This window comes from Nonomuraea rosea (genome assembly GCF_039539705.1).
GTDB classification, from domain to species: domain Bacteria; phylum Actinomycetota; class Actinomycetes; order Streptosporangiales; family Streptosporangiaceae; genus Nonomuraea; species Nonomuraea rosea.
Genome location: NZ_BAABDQ010000013.1, coordinates 99079 through 114546, shown reverse-complemented (window position 1 = coordinate 114546; position 15468 = coordinate 99079). Strand labels below are relative to the sequence as shown.

General features: G+C 70.4%; 13 protein-coding genes and 1 pseudogene. 7 read left to right on the top strand and 7 right to left on the bottom strand.

Annotation, left to right across the window (positions count from 1 at the left end):
* Nucleotide 1: 1 nt before the first annotated feature.
* Genes ABEA43_RS28410 through ABEA43_RS28400 form a run of 3 tightly spaced genes read right to left on the bottom strand, consistent with a single transcriptional unit; the run spans nucleotide 2 to nucleotide 3248 of the window.
* The gene (locus tag ABEA43_RS28410) at nucleotides 2-1510 is read right to left on the bottom strand and encodes a hypothetical protein (RefSeq protein WP_345566493.1); all 1509 of its coding nucleotides are present in this window, start codon (nucleotides 1508-1510) and stop codon (nucleotides 2-4) included.
* 26 nt (nucleotides 1511-1536) lie between these two features.
* Nucleotides 1537-2370, bottom strand: coding sequence for a carbohydrate ABC transporter permease (locus ABEA43_RS28405; protein ID WP_345566491.1), 834 nt, complete (start codon nucleotides 2368-2370; stop codon nucleotides 1537-1539).
* Nucleotides 2367-3248 (bottom strand): carbohydrate ABC transporter permease, encoded by an 882-nt coding sequence (locus ABEA43_RS28400; protein ID WP_345566490.1) that lies wholly within the window; start codon nucleotides 3246-3248, stop codon nucleotides 2367-2369. The genes ABEA43_RS28405 and ABEA43_RS28400 overlap by 4 nt, the downstream gene beginning before the upstream one ends.
* Nucleotides 3249-3455: 207 nt before the next feature.
* Between ABEA43_RS28400 and ABEA43_RS28395 the strand changes: the two genes are divergently transcribed.
* Genes ABEA43_RS28395 through ABEA43_RS28370 form a run of 6 tightly spaced genes read left to right on the top strand, consistent with a single transcriptional unit; the run spans nucleotide 3456 to nucleotide 10162 of the window.
* A complete protein-coding gene (locus ABEA43_RS28395) occupies nucleotides 3456-4748 on the top strand; it encodes an ABC transporter substrate-binding protein (protein ID WP_345566489.1) in 1293 nt (430 codons plus the stop codon).
* On the top strand, nucleotides 4732-5733 hold the full coding sequence (locus ABEA43_RS28390) for a Gfo/Idh/MocA family protein (RefSeq protein WP_345566488.1): 1002 nt from the start codon (nucleotides 4732-4734) through the stop codon (nucleotides 5731-5733). The genes ABEA43_RS28395 and ABEA43_RS28390 overlap by 17 nt, the downstream gene beginning before the upstream one ends.
* Nucleotides 5724-7316, top strand: coding sequence for a heparinase II/III family protein (locus tag ABEA43_RS28385; protein ID WP_345566487.1), 1593 nt, complete (start codon nucleotides 5724-5726; stop codon nucleotides 7314-7316). The genes ABEA43_RS28390 and ABEA43_RS28385 overlap by 10 nt, the downstream gene beginning before the upstream one ends.
* Nucleotides 7300-8037 carry an amidohydrolase family protein gene (locus ABEA43_RS28380; RefSeq protein WP_345566486.1) on the top strand — a complete coding sequence of 246 codons (738 nt, stop codon included), beginning with the start codon at nucleotides 7300-7302 and terminating at the stop codon, nucleotides 8035-8037. Before ABEA43_RS28385 ends, ABEA43_RS28380 begins: the two co-directional genes overlap by 17 nt.
* Nucleotides 8034-8840, top strand: coding sequence for an amidohydrolase family protein (locus tag ABEA43_RS28375; protein WP_345566485.1), 807 nt, complete (start codon nucleotides 8034-8036; stop codon nucleotides 8838-8840). The genes ABEA43_RS28380 and ABEA43_RS28375 overlap by 4 nt, the downstream gene beginning before the upstream one ends.
* Complete coding sequence (locus tag ABEA43_RS28370; RefSeq protein ID WP_345566484.1) at nucleotides 8837-10162, top strand: transcriptional regulator; 1326 nt, start codon at nucleotides 8837-8839, stop codon at nucleotides 10160-10162. Before ABEA43_RS28375 ends, ABEA43_RS28370 begins: the two co-directional genes overlap by 4 nt.
* A 28-nt stretch (nucleotides 10163-10190) precedes the next feature.
* On the opposite strand, the gene ABEA43_RS28365 is transcribed toward ABEA43_RS28370, so the two are convergent.
* Genes ABEA43_RS28365 through ABEA43_RS28355 form a run of 3 tightly spaced genes read right to left on the bottom strand, consistent with a single transcriptional unit; the run spans nucleotide 10191 to nucleotide 13001 of the window.
* Nucleotides 10191-10931: a sugar isomerase domain-containing protein gene (locus tag ABEA43_RS28365; protein ID WP_345566483.1), complete on the bottom strand. Its 741-nt coding sequence runs from the start codon at nucleotides 10929-10931 to the stop codon at nucleotides 10191-10193.
* Nucleotides 10932-10958: 27 nt separating this feature from the next.
* Nucleotides 10959-12134: a helix-turn-helix domain-containing protein gene (locus tag ABEA43_RS28360; RefSeq protein ID WP_345566482.1), complete on the bottom strand. Its 1176-nt coding sequence runs from the start codon at nucleotides 12132-12134 to the stop codon at nucleotides 10959-10961.
* A gap of 9 nt (nucleotides 12135-12143) precedes the next feature.
* On the bottom strand, nucleotides 12144-13001 hold the full coding sequence (locus tag ABEA43_RS28355; RefSeq protein WP_345566481.1) for a fumarylacetoacetate hydrolase family protein: 858 nt from the start codon (nucleotides 12999-13001) through the stop codon (nucleotides 12144-12146).
* On the opposite strand from ABEA43_RS28355, the pseudogene ABEA43_RS28350 reads away from it, so the two are divergent.
* A pseudogene (locus ABEA43_RS28350) lies at nucleotides 12985-14346 on the top strand (aspartate aminotransferase family protein); the annotation flags it as partial. The gene ABEA43_RS28355 and the pseudogene ABEA43_RS28350 sit on opposite strands and share 17 nt — an antisense overlap.
* Here the strand turns inward: ABEA43_RS28350 and ABEA43_RS28345 are convergent.
* Nucleotides 14281-15300 carry an EamA family transporter gene (locus ABEA43_RS28345; protein ID WP_345566480.1) on the bottom strand — a complete coding sequence of 340 codons (1020 nt, stop codon included), beginning with the start codon at nucleotides 15298-15300 and terminating at the stop codon, nucleotides 14281-14283. The pseudogene ABEA43_RS28350 and the gene ABEA43_RS28345 sit on opposite strands and share 66 nt — an antisense overlap.
* Between the last annotated feature and the right edge of the window lie 168 nt (nucleotides 15301-15468).

The following is a 15468-nucleotide window of genomic DNA, read 5'->3' as shown; positions in this document are numbered from 1 at the left end:
GCTACTTGCGGGCCTGCCAGTTGAGGTAGGCGACCGACAGCAGCGTGGAGCCGTACCCGGGCTGGACGGCGTGGTCGTCGTAGACGGCCCGCGCGTGCGTGAACAGCGCGCCGTCCCACGGGGCCACCGGCATGAAGCGCGGCGCCTGGAGATACTGCCCGGCGGCGGCCAGGCCGCCGGTGCCGTCCACTCTCAGGAAGGTCGTCGCGACGCCGTTGTCGGTGGTGGCCAGATTCTTGGTGTAGGTGCGGGCGAATCGGCCCATGTCGCGCCCGGTGAAGCCGAGGCCCCACCGGTGCGCGACGGCGGCGAACTCGACGTCGATCCCGCCGTGGCTGAGGTCCTCGCCCTGCTGGGCGCCCTTGGGCGGCGAGCCGTAGGACGGGGTCCACTCGGAGACGCCGTCGGCCTTGGTGTAGCCGCTGTAGAGCTTGCCGAAGCCGGGCCAGTACGGCCAATAGTAGGCGTCCTTGTCGTTGACCTTGAGGTCGCGGGCGAACGTGGCGGCCAGCCGGCGGGTGCGGTCGCGGAAGAGCCGTTCGCCGGTGGCCGCGGCCAGCTCCGCGTAGGTCTGGCCGAGTGCGACGCTCTGGTTGATGGGCTGCTCGACGCCGTCGTAGGGGACGGGCATGCCCTTGGGCCAGATGTAGTAGCCGTCGGCCACCCATTCAGGGTCGTGCGCGGCGGCGGCGGCCCGGCAGGCCTCGATGTATTGGGCGGCCTTGGCGCGGTAGCGGGCGTTGGCGCGCAGGCGCGGGTCCTGGTGGACGATCCGGGCGAAGGACGCCATCGGGTAGGTGATCATGCCGGTGTGCACCGCGAAGATCACCGGCTCGGGGGCCAGCTTGAACGTCCCCAGCGCCGGCGTCGCCGCACCCGAGGGCGCGGAGCGCAGGTCCTTGGCCGTCACCATGGTCGGCGACGGGTAGGCGTCGAAGATCCGCTTCACGGCGTAGTCGGGGCTGCCGGGGTCCATCGTCAGGTCGGCGAAGGTGGACACCTTGGCCTTGACGGGGTTGTTCACCTCCAGCGTGAACCGGCCTTCCGAGGTGCCCGCGCGTACGATCGCCACCGCGTCGCTGACGTTGGTCAGCGCGCTGCGCACCTCCAGGAGCGGCTGCCCCGAGGCGTCGAGCAGGCGCACGCCGCCCGCGCTGTAGGTGAGGCTGCGCCAGGCGGGCAGCGACTGGCCGCGGTAGTCGGTGACGCCGCGCTCGGAGTCGCGGCCGGCCAGCACGAGGTCGGCGTTGTGGATGAGCCGGTCCAGGTAACGGGTGTCGCGGTAGGCCTCGTACATCCTGACGTAGGCGGCCAGCACGTAGGAGGCGCCCCAGCCGAGACCGCCGGCCTCGTTGGTGTCCGTGGGCTGCCCGGACGTGCCGCTCTCGTGGAAGAGCTTGTCGAACAGATCGAACGTCTGTCGTGAGGTGTAGTCGTACGGCTCACTGGAAGCGGCGGCGAGGGCGCCGGTCGCGAGCACGCCGAGGCCGAACTGTCTGCGGGTCAACATCTGAGGTTTCACCTTTCCCGGCGGCGTCAGCTCTTGACCGCGCCGCGCATGCCTTCCAGGACGTGGCGTTGCATGATCATGAAGAAGATGACGACGGGCAGGATGGAGATGATCGTCCCGGCCGCGAGGCTGCGGACGTCGGTGCCGGTGATCCCGGCGAGGTAGGCGATCCCCAGCGAGATGGGATAGAGGGAGGAGTCCTTCAGCACGACCATCGGCCAGATGAAGCTGTTCCAGACCGAGATGAAACCGAAGACGCCGAGGATGGCCAGTGTGGGGCGGGCGGCGGGCAGCATGACGTGCCAGAAGATGCGCAGCTCGTGGCATCCGTCGGTCCTGGCGGCGTCGACCACCTCGCGCGGCACCCCGGCGAAGGTCTGCCGGAGCAGGAAGATCCCGAACGCGGAGAGCAGTCCGGGCAGGATCACGCCCAGGTAGCTGTCGGCCATCCCGATCTGGGAGACCACCAGGAACCTCGGCAGCAACATGACCTCGCCCGGCATGAACATGGTGGCGAGGATCGCGAAGAAGATCAGGCTCCGGCCGCGGAAGACCATCTGCGCCAGCGGGTACGCGCACAGGGCCGACACCAGGATGTACAGCGGCACCATCACCGCGACGAGGAGCACCGAGTTGAGCAGGTAGCGCGGGAACGGGATCGCCGTCCACGCCTCCTTGGCCCAGGTGAGCACGGGGGGCCGGGGGATGATGTCCGGCGGGAAGGAGAAGACGGCCTGGCCCGACGGTTTCAGCGCCGCCGACAGCAGGATGAGGAAGGGGCCGACGAAGACCAGGGCGATCGCGGTCAGCAGCACGTACATGCCGACGCGGCGGGTCCACCAGGCGAGCCTGTGACTCAACGCTCGTCCTTCTTTCCGCTGGTGAGCCGGTAGTTGAGCAGGGCCATCACGATCAGCAGGATCCACAGGACGAGGCCGACGGCGCTGGCGTAGCCCATGTCGTACTTCTCGAACGCCTCGGACCAGATGTAGTAGCCGAGCATCAGGGTGGCGTCCTGCGGGCCGCCTTGGGTCATGACGAAGACGGTGGTGAACGCCTGCATCGCGTCGAGCATGGCCATCGTGATGGCGACCGCGATGTAGGGGACCATGAGCGGGACGGTGATGCGCCGCATCCGGTGCCAGGCGTTCGCGCCGTCGATCTTGGCGGCCTCGTAGAGGTCCGACGGGATCGTCTGGAGGCCCGCGAGGTAGATCATCATGTAGACGCCCATGTTCTTCCAGCCCTCGACCAGGATCAGCGCGGGCAGCGCCCAGACGGGGTCGAGGAGATACTGGATGGGCTCGTCCAGGACGCCGAAGCCGGTGAGCAGCCAGTTGACGACGCCCTGCTGGTGGAAGACGTAGTTCCAGGCCACCGCGACCGCGACCATCGAGGTCACGACCGGCAGGTAGTAGAGCATCCGGAACGTCTTGATGCCGGGCAGCTTCTGGTTGATCAGCACGGCCAGCGGCAGCGGGATCACGACGAGCAGGGGGAACAACCCCACGAGGAACACCAGCGAGTTGCGCAGGGCGGTCCAGAACCGGTCGTCGCCGACGATCTTGGCGAAGTTGTCGAAGCCGGTGAAGACAGGCGGGCTGACGCCGTCGTAGTCCGTGAACGAAAGCTGGAGCGCGGTCACCGCCGGCCAGGCGAAGAACACCCCGAACAGCACCAGAGCCGGTATCGGGAAGAGGTACGGCGTGTACCAGCGCTGCCCTGGGATCCGGCTCACGGCCACTGACTTCACATCCTTCGGGGGTTTAATAGTGATGTCCATAGCCCTGATAAAGACTGGCCAGAATGTGAGGCGAAGCTTATAGACGGTGAATCTTGACCGTCAAGACTCTGTTGAGCAGGGACCCTTGACGCGTCCCCGGGCGAAGTGACAAGGTGCCGAAAGAATCATTAGGGACGGCCATAATTCGCTGGAGGGTTTCCGGTGCTGAAGAGAAGAGCCTTAGGGGCGAGCGTGCTCGCGCTGGCTCTCATGTCGTCCGGCTGCGTCGCCGGAACCTCGGGAGGCACGTCCGCCGCAGCGGACGACCAGCCGTTCGAGGGCGAGGTCGAGTTCTGGACGATCAACCTGAAGAAGAACTTCGGCGCCTACGTCGAAGGGCTGATCGCCCAGTACCAGAAGGAACACCCCAAGGTCACCGTCAAGTGGGTCGACGTGCCGGGCCAGGACATCGCGACCAAGCTCCTCGCGGCGGTGGCCAGCGGCGACGTGCCCGACGCGGTCAACATCGCCTCCACCGATCTCGGCAGGTTCGCTCCCTCGCTGGCCCCGCTCGACGACCTGATCAAGCCCGCCGACCTCACCGACTTCCAGCCGAACCTGGTCGAGCCCCTGCGCGTGGACGGCAAGCTGTACGCCGTGCCGTGGTACAACGGCGGCTCCCCCGTGGGCATCTACCGCAAGTCCGTCGTCACCAAGGCGGGCTTCGACGAGAAGGCCCCGCCGAAGTCCTACGCCGAGGCGCTCGCCCTGGCGGACAAGGTCTACGCCGAGACCAAGGTCTACGGCAGCAACGACATCCCCGGCCTCAACGCGGCCTCGGTGCTGCGCTACTACGGCGTCGAGCTGCTCGGCGCCGACAAGAAGAAGGCGGCGTTCAACACGCCGGAGACCGTCACGTTGCTGGAGTCGTTCAAGCAGAGCTACGACAAGCACGGCATCGCGCCAGGCGCGGTCTCCAAGGACGTCAGGAACTACCCGCAGAGCCTGGAGAACGGCCAGCTCGCGATGGTGGCGAGCGCGGCGGCGGCGACGCTGGTCAACGTGCAGAAGAACGCGCCCGACGTCTACCAGGACCTGGTCATCACCGAGCCCGTCCAGACCAAGACCGGCGGCTACCTGCTGCTCGCCCAGCAGACCGTGGCCATCCCCAAGGCGTCGAAGCATCAGCGGGCGGCGGCCGAGTTCGTCAAGTTCTTCACCAACGGCGCCAACCAGCTCGCCTTCTGCAAGCTGGTGCCGATCTACCCCTCGACGATCTCCTCCACCAAGGACGCCTACTTCGCCGACGTCAGCGGTGACGAGCCGGTGGACGTGGCCCGCCGGGTGATCGTCAAGGGCCTGCCGAAGCTGGAGTACGTCCCCCTGGGCACGCCCAAGGACACCGAGCTGGCCGAGTCGCTGGCCGAGGAGATCAGGGCCTTCTTCCAGGGATCCAAGAGCGCCAAGGAGGCGCTCGACGCCGCAGAGAAACAATGGAATGACGCACTTGCCTAAGCTCAGAGTAGGGATCGTCGGGGCCGGGATCATGGGTCGCGGCCACGCCGAGGTCCTGTCCGCCCACCCGGACGCCGAGATCACCGCCGTCGCGCGGCGTCCGCTCGACGCCGCTCCGCGGGCGGCCGTCTACCCCGGCTACCGCGAACTGCTCGACTCCGGCACCGTCGACGCCGTGTCGATCACCACGCCCGACCACCTGCACGCGGACGTGATGGTGGCGGCGGCGGAGGCCGGCGTGCACATCCTGGTGGAGAAGCCGTTCACGACCACGGTCGAGGACGCCGACCGCTCCGTGGCCGCGATCCGGCAGGCGGGCGTGACCGCGATGTGCCTGTTCAACCACCGCTGGGTGCCCGCGTACGCGCAGGCCAAGCAGCAGATGGAGCTGGTCGGCGAGCCGGTCGTGGGCTACGCCCGCAAGGACGACACGATCCACGTGCCCACCGAGATGATCGGCTGGGCCGACCGGACGACCTGCGCCTGGTTCCTGTCCAGCCACGACATCGACCTGGTCACCTGGCTCTACGACGACCACGTGGTCGAGGTGTTCGCCACCGCCCGCCACGGCAAGCTGCGCGGGATGGGCATCGACACCCCGGACGCGATGCAGATCCAGGCCCGCTTCAGCAGGGGCGCGGTGGCCACGTTCGAGTCGGCCTGGATCTACCCGAACACCTTCCCCACCATGGTCGACAGCTACATCACCGTGGCCGGCGAGTCGGGCGTCATCCAGCTCGACAGGCAGAAGGAGAACATCCAGCTCGCCACCGAGAAGTCCTACACCTACCCGCGCAACATGCTCCAGCGGGTCGTGCACGGCATCCCGGCGGGCGCCTACCGCGACGCGATCCACCACTTCGTGGACTGCGTGCGCACCGGTGCCGAGCCGCTGGTCAGCGTGGAGAGCTCGCGGCACGTGACCGCCGTGCTCGCCGCCGCGCACGAGTCCGCCCGTACGGGACGACCGGTGCCATGTTCGTAGAGAAGGCGCCGCACGTGCATCCCACGCGCATGCGGCACATCACCGACGAGGCGCTGCTCGACGCGATCGGCGCCCGCGACGTGGCCGCGGCCAGGGCCTGGCGGTGGCGGCGGCCGGTCCCCGCGGCGCTCGCCGCGGCGGGCGCGGACGCCCTGCTCGGGATCGAGGCCGACTTCCTGGACAAGGGCCACGGCAGATCCTTGCTGTACGGCTTCCACTACCTGCGCTGGATGACCCCGCTGATCACGGCCTACGCCGAGACTGGGGACCCGCGCTACGCGGCCGAATGGGACCGCCTGTTCAGCCAGTGGTACGCCGACCGCGACCGGGTCGAAGGCGACTGGCCGGGACTCGACGTGGTCTGGTACTCGCTCGGCGTCCGCGCCCGCGCCATGTACGTCACCGAGGCACTGGCCGTCTTCGCCGGCGAGCCCGCGCTGAGCGACGCGTGCTGGCTGCGGATGATGAAGACGGTCGTCGGCGGCGCCCGATGGTCGGCCGAGGAGCACGACGAGTTCCGCCACGGCAACTGGCAGTTCGTCAACGCGTGCGAGCTGCTGCACACCGCCAGGGTGTTCGCCGACCTCCCCGAGGCGGCGGAGTGGGCCGAGGTCGCCCTGGCCAGGATCCTGGAGCACCTGGAACGCGACGTGCGCGCCGACGGCGGCCACCACGAGCGCTCGCCCAGCTACCACCTCATGTGCCTGGACAACCTCGAACGGGCCGTGGCCGTGGAGCCGGCGCTCGGCGAGCACCCGCGCCACCAGGCCATGCACCGCTGGCTGGCCGTCCTCGCCACCTCGGGCGGCTGGGTGCCGCACCTCCAGGACAGCGGCCTCATCTGGCCCGAGGGCGTGCGGCCGGTCGAAGGCTCGCACAACCTGGAGGCCAGCGGCTACGCGACCTTCCGCCACGATCACTTCCACACGGTCGTCAACTACGGCCCGTACGTCGGGCACGAGCTGGAGCCGCACAGCCACCACGCGGCGCTCGACTTCGTGCTGACGGGCTGGGGCGTGCCGCTGGCCTGGGAAGGAGGCGGCCCGCCGTCCTACGACGACCCGGGCTACTACGACTGGTACCAGGCGACCAGGGCGCACAACACGCTGCTCGTGCCGGGCGAGGACTACACCGAGGACCGCCGCGCCGCCTGCGACCTGTTCTCCGTCTCCGCGCGGGCCGACGTGTTCGCCGGGCATCACCACGGCTACAGCGCGCGCCACGACCGCAGGATCGTCTTCGTCAAGGGCGACGAGCCGTACTGGGTCGTCACCGACACGATCGACGCGGACGCGGTCTGGCAGATCCACGGCCTGTCGCCGTGGGTGGCGCGCGACGGCGGGTTCGCCGGCACCAAGGGTCCGGGCATTCTCGTGGTGCCCTTGGAGCCGCCCGACGCGGTGCTGCACGGCACGGGTCCCGCCAGGATCCCCGACCCCGCCACCAGGACGGCCGAGTACGGCGAGATCCACTCGCTCGGCCTGCGACGCGCCGACGGCAGATTCACCGTCGGCATTTTTCCCTACCGGGACGAGCCCCCCTCGATTCCCCAGGATTGGACGGTTCATGCTGATCGACGCTGACGCGATGCTCGGCCGCCACCCCCGCAGGGACGTGGGCACGGGCTCGATCACGGAGGCGCTGGACAGGATGGACCGCTTCGGCATCGCGGAGGCGGTGGTCAGCCACACCCAGTCCTGGCTGCACGATCCGGCGACGGGCAACAGAGAGCTGCTCGGCCTGGTCGCCGGCCGGCCCAGGCTGCGTCCCTGCTGGGTGATGCTGCCCTCCACCTGCGGCGAGACCGGCACGCCCGCCGAGTTCGTGACCGCCGCGCTGGCGAGCGGGGTGTGCGCCGTCCGCGCCTACCCCGCCGACCACGGCTACGATCTCGCGGGCCGCGACTGCGCCGCCATGCTCGCCGCCATCGCCGAAGCCGGGCTGCCGCTGCTCGTGGACGCGGCCCAGACCGGCTGGCCGGCCGTGGAGTCGGTCGCCACCGCGCACCCGGAGCTGCGGGTCGTGGTCGGCGCGCTCGGCTACCGCCAGCTCAGGCAGGTGGCCGGGGTGCTCTCGCGCACCGGCAACGTGTACGTGGGGCTGGCCAACCTGTCCTCGCACTGCGGGCTCGAATGGCTCGTCGAGCGGTACGGCGCGCGCCGCCTCGTCTTCGGCACGGGCGCGCCGGTCAGGGACCCGGCCGAGGCGGTCACCCGGTTGCTGTGGGCGGAGCTCGACGACGGCGTCGTGGCCACCATCGGCGCCGGCACGCTGCTGGGCCTGCTGCCCGTGGGGGCGGCATGAACGCGATCACGTCCGCGCTGTGGCAGCGGCGCCCGCAGAGCAGCGTCAGGATCGTCGACGCGCACGCCCACTCCGGCCCCTACAGCCTGTTCTTCATCCCCGAGTCGTCCCCGGGCGCGATGGTCAGGGTGATGGACAGGTGCGGCGTGGCGCACGCCGTCCTCTCCAGCCACCTGGCGATCCAGCTTGACGCGTCGGCGGGGAACGCGGCCACCGCCGAGGCCGTCGATCGCGCGCCTGACCGCTTCACCGGCTACCTGACGGTCAACCCCTGGCAGGACCCCGCCGGCGAGCTGGAGAAGTGGGGTGCGGATCCGCGGTTCGGCGGCATCAAGATCCACCCCGACCTGCACGACTACCCGCTCACCGGCAGGCGGTACGCCCGCGTGTGGGAGTTCGCGCAGCGTACCGGCTGTCCGGTGCTCACCCACACCTACGACGGGTCCGCCTACAACGACCTGGACGAGGTGGACGCGGTCGCGTCGGAACACCCCGACGTGGTGATCATCGCGGGGCACGCGGGCGCGACGCCGCTCGGGTTCGAGAAGGCCATCGAGGTGGCGCAGCGGCGTCCAGGAGTGATCCTGGAGGTGTGCGGGTCCTTCAACACCGGCACGGACATCGCGAGAATGGTGCGGGAGCTGGGGACCGGCCGGGTGGTCTACGGGTCCGACTTCCCGTTCATCGATCTTCGGATCTCGCTGGGGAGGGTAATCTTCAGTGGCCTCGCAGAGAGGGACCAGGCCGAGGTGCTCGGTGCGACGATGACCCGCCTGCTTCAGTGGAGATCCGGACTGGGGTGATCAAGATCATGGATCGGCTGCGTTCCGAGTCGCGGTCGAGGGTGGCGATCGGGGTCGTCGGACCACACGATCTCGTCGAACAGATCATGATGATCGGCGCCGACCTGCCGGCCGCGGCGGACTGGCGGCTGGTCGGCGCGCCGCATGCCGAGGAGCACGAGACCTTCGAGAAGTTCTCGCGGATCGCCGACAACATCGACGTGGTCCTGTTCACCGGGCCGCTCCAGCACGACCTGGCCAGGCAGGCCGGCGAGCTGCCGGTCCCGGCCACGTACGTGCCGATGAGCGGGGCCAGCCTGTACGCCAGCCTGCTGCGCGGCGTGCTCACCCACGGGATCGACCCGGCCAGGGTGAGCATCGACTCGCTGCCTGCCGCCGACGTGGACGAGGCGTACGGCGAGATCGGCGTGAGCACCGCGGGCGTGCACCTCTCCGAGTACGACCGGCCGGAGTCGGCGCGCGGCTTCAGCGCCTTCCACGAGCACCTTCACCGCCAGGGCCAGACCACCGCGGCGCTCACCACGATAAGGAGTGTCGCCAACAAGCTGACCGCCGCCGGCGTGCCCGTGCTGCGCCTGCTGCCGACCTCCCACACGCTGCGCCTGGCACTCAACACCGCCGCCCTGCTCGGCACCGGCAGCAGGCTGGAGGAGGCGCAGATCGCCATCGTGGTCGTCGAGCTCGCCGCGGCGGCCAAGCCCAGCTATTCCGGGCCGGGCAACTACTGGCAGCAGGAGCTGAAGCTGTCGCTGCACCGGTCGCTGCTGGCCGACGCGCGGCTGATGGGCGCCACCGTGGTCCCGCGCGACGAGAACAGCTACGTCGTCACCGCCACCGTCGGCGCGCTCGGCCAGGCCACCGACGGGTTCAGGGTGGCGCCGTTCATGGACCGGATCAGCTCGGACGCGGGCGTTCCCGTCGAGGTCGGCATCGGGCTCGGCAGCACGGCCCGCGACGCCGACGCCAACGCGCTGGCGGCCGTCGAGAAGGCGCGCAACGCGGGGGCCGCCGCCGCGTACCTGGTCGGGGGCGACGGGACCGTCCTGTCGCTGCCGGTGCGCCGGCGCCGGCGGCAGGAGAGCGAGCCCGTCGTCGCCAGCAAGGCGGCCAAGCTGCTCGACCGCCTGGTCGAGCGGCTCCAGGACGGCGAGACCATGGTGGTGGACGCCGAGATGGTCGCCGACGTGCTGTCGGTCTCGCCGCGCAGCGCGCGCCGGGTCCTGCAGAGCCTCGCGGAGGAGGGCCTGGCCTGGCCGATGCCCCCGGTCAAGGGCGCCCAGGCCGGCCGGCCGCGCCAGCTCTACCGCCTCGTACGAGGTTAGGCACTGACCAAACGGGACCAGGCGTCGGTCAGGCGTCGCCGAGGCGGACGCGCGGGCCGTAGCTCGCCAGCAACCGGGCGTTGTGCTCGTCCCCGCCAGGGGTGTTGGCCGACTGGAAGACGGGCGGCGGCTCGCCGGCCGCGATGAAGCGGCCGGCCACCTCGGCGACCAGGAGTTGTGCGGCCAGCACGCCGGTGAGGGTCGAGACGCCGCCGGTCGTGCCGCCGCCCGGCAGCGCCATCGCGGCGTCACCGTACGGCGCGCCGTTGTCGATGACCACGTGGGCCAGGTCCGCCAGCCGCTCCTCGACGGTCAGCGTGGCGGTGTGCGCGCGGGAGGTGATGGCGATCACCTGGTGCCCGCGCCGCACCGCGAGCCGGGCCATCTCGACGATCGCCGCGTTGCCGCCGGAGTTCGAGATGATCACGAAGACGTCCCCGGGCCGGATGTCGGCCAGCTCCCACACGCGGGCGGCCAGGCCGGGCTCGCGCTCGATCTTGGGGTCGAGGAGGTCACGCGGCGCGGTTTCGCCGTAGTAGGCGAGGTCGCGCAGGCCGAGCTGGTTGACCGGCACCAGGCCGCCGGCCCGGCCGGTGAGCTCCAGCGCGACGGACCTCGAATGGCCGGTGCCGAACGCCTGGAGCACCCCGCCCGCCCGCAACGAGGCGAAGACCAGCGCGCCGGCTCGTTCGATGGCGTCGCGTTCCTCGGTGAGCAGCCGGTCCACGGCCGATCTGGCGATGGGCGCGTACGCGCTCTGGTCGATCACGAATCCTCCAGCAGATCACGTGCGGTTTCAGGGGATGAGCTCGGACGGCCGGCGCCCGGCTCGGCGGTATTCCGTGGGGGAGCAGCCGACGTGCCGCCGGAACGCGCCGCGCAGGGCCTTCGCGGTCGGGTAGCCGGTGTGCGCGGCGATCACGTCCATCGGCAGCGCCGAGGTGGCGAGCAGCCGGCGGGCGTGCCGCAGCCGCAGCCCGGTCAGGTGGCGCAGGAACGTCGTCCGCCGCTCCTCGGCGAACAGGTGCGAGATGTAGTACGGGCTCGCGCTCACCGCCGCCGCCACGGTCGCCAGCCGCAGCCCCGGATCGGTGTAGTGCTCCGCCAGATAGGCCTCGGCCAGCGCGAGCACATCACGCCGTGGCGTGGGCGGCATCAGCCGGCCCAGCGTCTCCCGCAGCCAGATGTGCAGGTAGGAGCGCTCGTGGATGTCGCCGACCATGACGATGTCCTCGATCGGCAGCCCGGCGCAGACCTCCACCCAGTCCGTCGACCCGTCGGCCAGCCTGGCCCGGTTGGCCACGTCCACCACGAACAGGAGCTGGCCGATCAGCCAGTTGCGCAGCGTGCGCGGATCGACTCCCGGCTCCTGCGCGCACCTGTCGACCCAGCCGGCCAGCAGCCCCGCCGCGCCGTTGCGGTCACCGGCGCGGACCCGCCTGGTCAGCTGCTGCTCGATGCGCACCGGAGGCGTCAGCCGGCCCGGCCGTAGGTCGGCCTGGTCGCCGTACGGCCAGTGCGCGACCGTCGCGTTCCCCCGCCCGACCGTCTGGCTCCCCTGCCTGACCGTCGTGCTCTCCTGCGCGGGCGGCGCGATCACCCGGTCGCCGCCGAGCACGAGCTTGTAGTCGTTGACCCGCCGGGCCTCCCGCTCGGCCGCGCCGGAGCCGAGGCTGGGCGCGCCCAGGCTGACCGTGGCCGTCCACGCCGTCTCGCGGACGATCCTCGCCCGCAACTCCTCGGCCAGCGCCCGCGCGTCGGACATCAGCGCGCCGGGGTCCGCTCCGGTCAGCACGACCAGCCACTCCTCCGGCGGCAGGGAGTGGCACGTCGCGTCGAGGCGGGTGCTCGTGGCGGCACGCACGGCCTGGTCGGCGTTCCGGAGCTGGTGGCGTGCCCAGTTCTGGCCCCGAGCCTGCTCGGAGGCCATGAAGTCGTCGATGTCCACCAGGGCGGCCACAGCGTAGGTCATGCCCCTACTTTAGGCGGACCGAAATTTGACCGTATTTACCAGTGTGCCGATTCCCGCCACCGTGGCCCGCATGGTGTCGCCGTCCTTGAGCGGGGCGATCCCGGCGATGGTGCCGGTCGCGATGAGGTCGCCCGGCATGAGCGTCATGCCGTCGGACAGGTCGGCGATGAGCCGGGGCAGGCCGAAGACCATCTGCCTGGTGTTGGCCCGCTGCCTGATCTGGCCGTCCACCTCCAGCGTCAGCTCCAGCTCCTGCGGGTCCCGCACCTCGTCCACCGTCGCCAGGTACGGGCCCGCGGGCGCGAAGGTGTCGAATCCCTTCGACTGGTCCCACGGCACGTTGCGGGCGATGTTGGCCAGTTGCAGATCCCTGGCCGTCATGTCGTTGATCACGGTGTAGCCGGCGACGGCCTCGCGCCACCGCTCGGCCGGCAGGTCCCTGGTCACCTTGCCGATGACCACGGCCAGCTCCACCTCGTGCTCCAGGTGGCGGGTACGGGCGGGGGCGACGACCGGCTGGTTGTGGCCCACGAGCGCGGACGGCGGCTTGAAGAACAGCACCGGCTCAGGCGGCACCTCCAGGCCGCTCTCGTCGGCGTGCTCCTGGTAGTTCAGCGCCAGGCAGCAGATCTTCGTGCAGGTGGCCACGGGCGGCTCGAAGACCACCGAGCTCTCGTCCAGCGTCGGGCCGTCGATCCCGGCTGCCAGCTCGGTCAGGCGGTCGAGCCCGTACGAGTCCAGCGCCGCCACGGGGTCCGCCTCCAGGTGCGCGCCGAGACCGGCCAGGCTCACCAGCTCGCCGGCCGACCGCCGGGCCACCAGCTCGACCGGGCTGCCAGGGGTGCGCCGAATGCGTCCAAGAAACATGTCCGTAAGCCCATCAAGGCCCGCAGACCTCCACAAGCACCGAAATTTGCGCTTACGACCCGCTTCTTGCGCTCTTTCTTGTCGCCGGGGGACGCGTCCCCGTTTGATGGTCGGCATGACCCGGACTCTGGACGTCAGCCGCGACCTCTACACCACCGCCCAGCGTTACATCGCAGGTGGCGTCTCCAGCGACGCCCGCCGTACCGCGGGCGTGCCGCTCTACGTGGACCGGGCGTCAGGCGCCAGGCTCTGGGACGTCGACGGCAACTCCTACCTCGACTACGTGCTCGGCCAGGGCCCCGCGCTGCTCGGCCACTGCCCGCCCGCCGTGGTGGCGGCCGTCACCGAGCAGGTGGCCAGGGGCATCGTCTACTCCGCCCAGCACGCCGCCGAGGCGCGCGTCGCCGAGCGGTTGTGCGCGATGGTGCCGGCGGCGGAGCGCGTGCGCTTCAACACCGTCGGCTCCGAGGCCGCGCACGCCGCCTGGCGCCTGGCCCGCGGTTTCACGGGACGTCCCAAGATCCTCAAGTTCGAGGGCCACTACCACGGCTGGCTCGACCCGGTCCTCTACAGCGTGCACCCGTCCCTGGACGACGCGGGGCCGCAGGACCACCCGCGGGCCGTCCCCGGCACCGCCGGCCAGCCGCCCGCCGCCGACCTGGTGATCTGCCCCTGGAACGACCTGGACGCGCTCACCCGTCTCATGGACGAGCACGCGGGGCAGATCGCGGCCGTGGTCACCGAGCCGGTGCTGTGCAACACCGGCGCCATCGAGCCGGACCCCGGGTACCTTCAGGCGGTGCGCGAGTTGTGCGACCGCCACGGCAGCCTGCTGATCTTCGACGAGATCATCACGGGCTTCCGGCTCGCCCCAGGAGGCGCGCAGGAGTACCTCGGGGTCAGTCCCGACCTGTCGGTCTTCGGCAAGGCGATGGCGGGCGGCATGCAGGTGTCCGCGCTGGCGGGACGGGCGGCCGTGATGGACGCGATCTCCTCGGGCAAGGTGGCGCACGCGGGGACGTTCAACTCCCAGCCGGTGGGCATCGCCGCCGCCGAGGCCACCCTGCGCATCCTGGACGAGCAGCGTGAAGAGGTCTACGGCACCCTCTACGCGCGGGGCCGGCAGCTCATGACCGGCCTGCGCGCGGCGGCGGCCAAGGCGGGAGTGCCGATGCTGGTGGACGGGCCTGGGCCGGTCTTCCAGACGTACTTCACCGACGCGCCCGCGGTGCGCGACTACCGCGACTTCGCCAGGACCGACCGCGCCATGATGGCCCGCCTACACACCGCGCTGCTCGACCGCGGGGTCAACATGGTGCCGCGCGGGCTGTGGTTCCTGTCCACCGCTCACACCGAGGCCGACGTCGCCGCCACCGTCGAGGTCTTCGAGGACGCGCTTCGGTCCCTTCCGCTCGGTTGAGATCACCAGCGCCACGCCGGCCAGGATGACGAGGCCGCCGACGATCACCTGGGTCGTGATCGGCTCGTTCAGCACGAGAGCGCCGAGCGCGACGGCCACGGCCGGGTTGACGTAGGCGTAGGTGGACACCAGCGAGATGGGGGCGTTGCCGAGCAGCCACGAGAACGCGGTGAACCCGATCAGGGACCCCACCAGGATCAGGTAGACCAGCGCCACCCAGGACCTGGTGGTGATGGCGGAGAGGTCGAGCCGCTCGCCGTAGCCGGTGCCGAGTACCAGCAGCCCGGCGCCGCCGACGAACATCTCGATCGCGCTGGTGGCGAGCGCGTTGGCGGGCATCTCGATCCTGCTCGACAGGAACGAGCCCACGGCCCACGACACCGAGGCGAACAGCACCACCACGATCCCGACGCTGCTGCCGCCCTCGGCGCCGGTCAGCGACAGGGCCGCGACCCCGACGAGCCCGACCAGCACGCCCGCGAGTGTGAGGGTCTTGGGCCGATCGCGCACCACGAACCTGAACACGACCAGCCACAGCGGCACCGAGGCCACGAGGAGCGCGGCCAGGCCGGTGGAGATGTACTGCTCGGCCACCGCCAGCAGCCCGTTGCCCGTGGTCAGCAGCAGCACGCCCACGACGGCCGCACCGAGGAACTGCTTGCGCGACAGTTTGAAGGCCGCCGGCCCCGACCGCACCAGCAGGAAGCCGGAGAGCAGCGCGGCGGCGGTGATGAACCGCATGGCGGCGCTGAGCATCGGCGGTATCGACTCGATCGCGATCCCGATCCCGAGATACGTCGAGCCCCACACCACATAGACGATCGCCAACGCGCTCCAGACCAGGAGCGGAGCGCGGGTGTCAGTAGTGTTTGCCCTCATGGCTAATGGACGATACAGGCTGCGTCCGACGAAAACCGGCGGGTATCGGACTCTGGACAGCTATCGGCCCGTTGGCGGGATATTGACGATAGTGGGCTTTCACGCCACTTTCCGGGTTTCGGGGCGATTGGCAGGGTCTGTCATGTCACCGAACCAGACAGGAGCAGC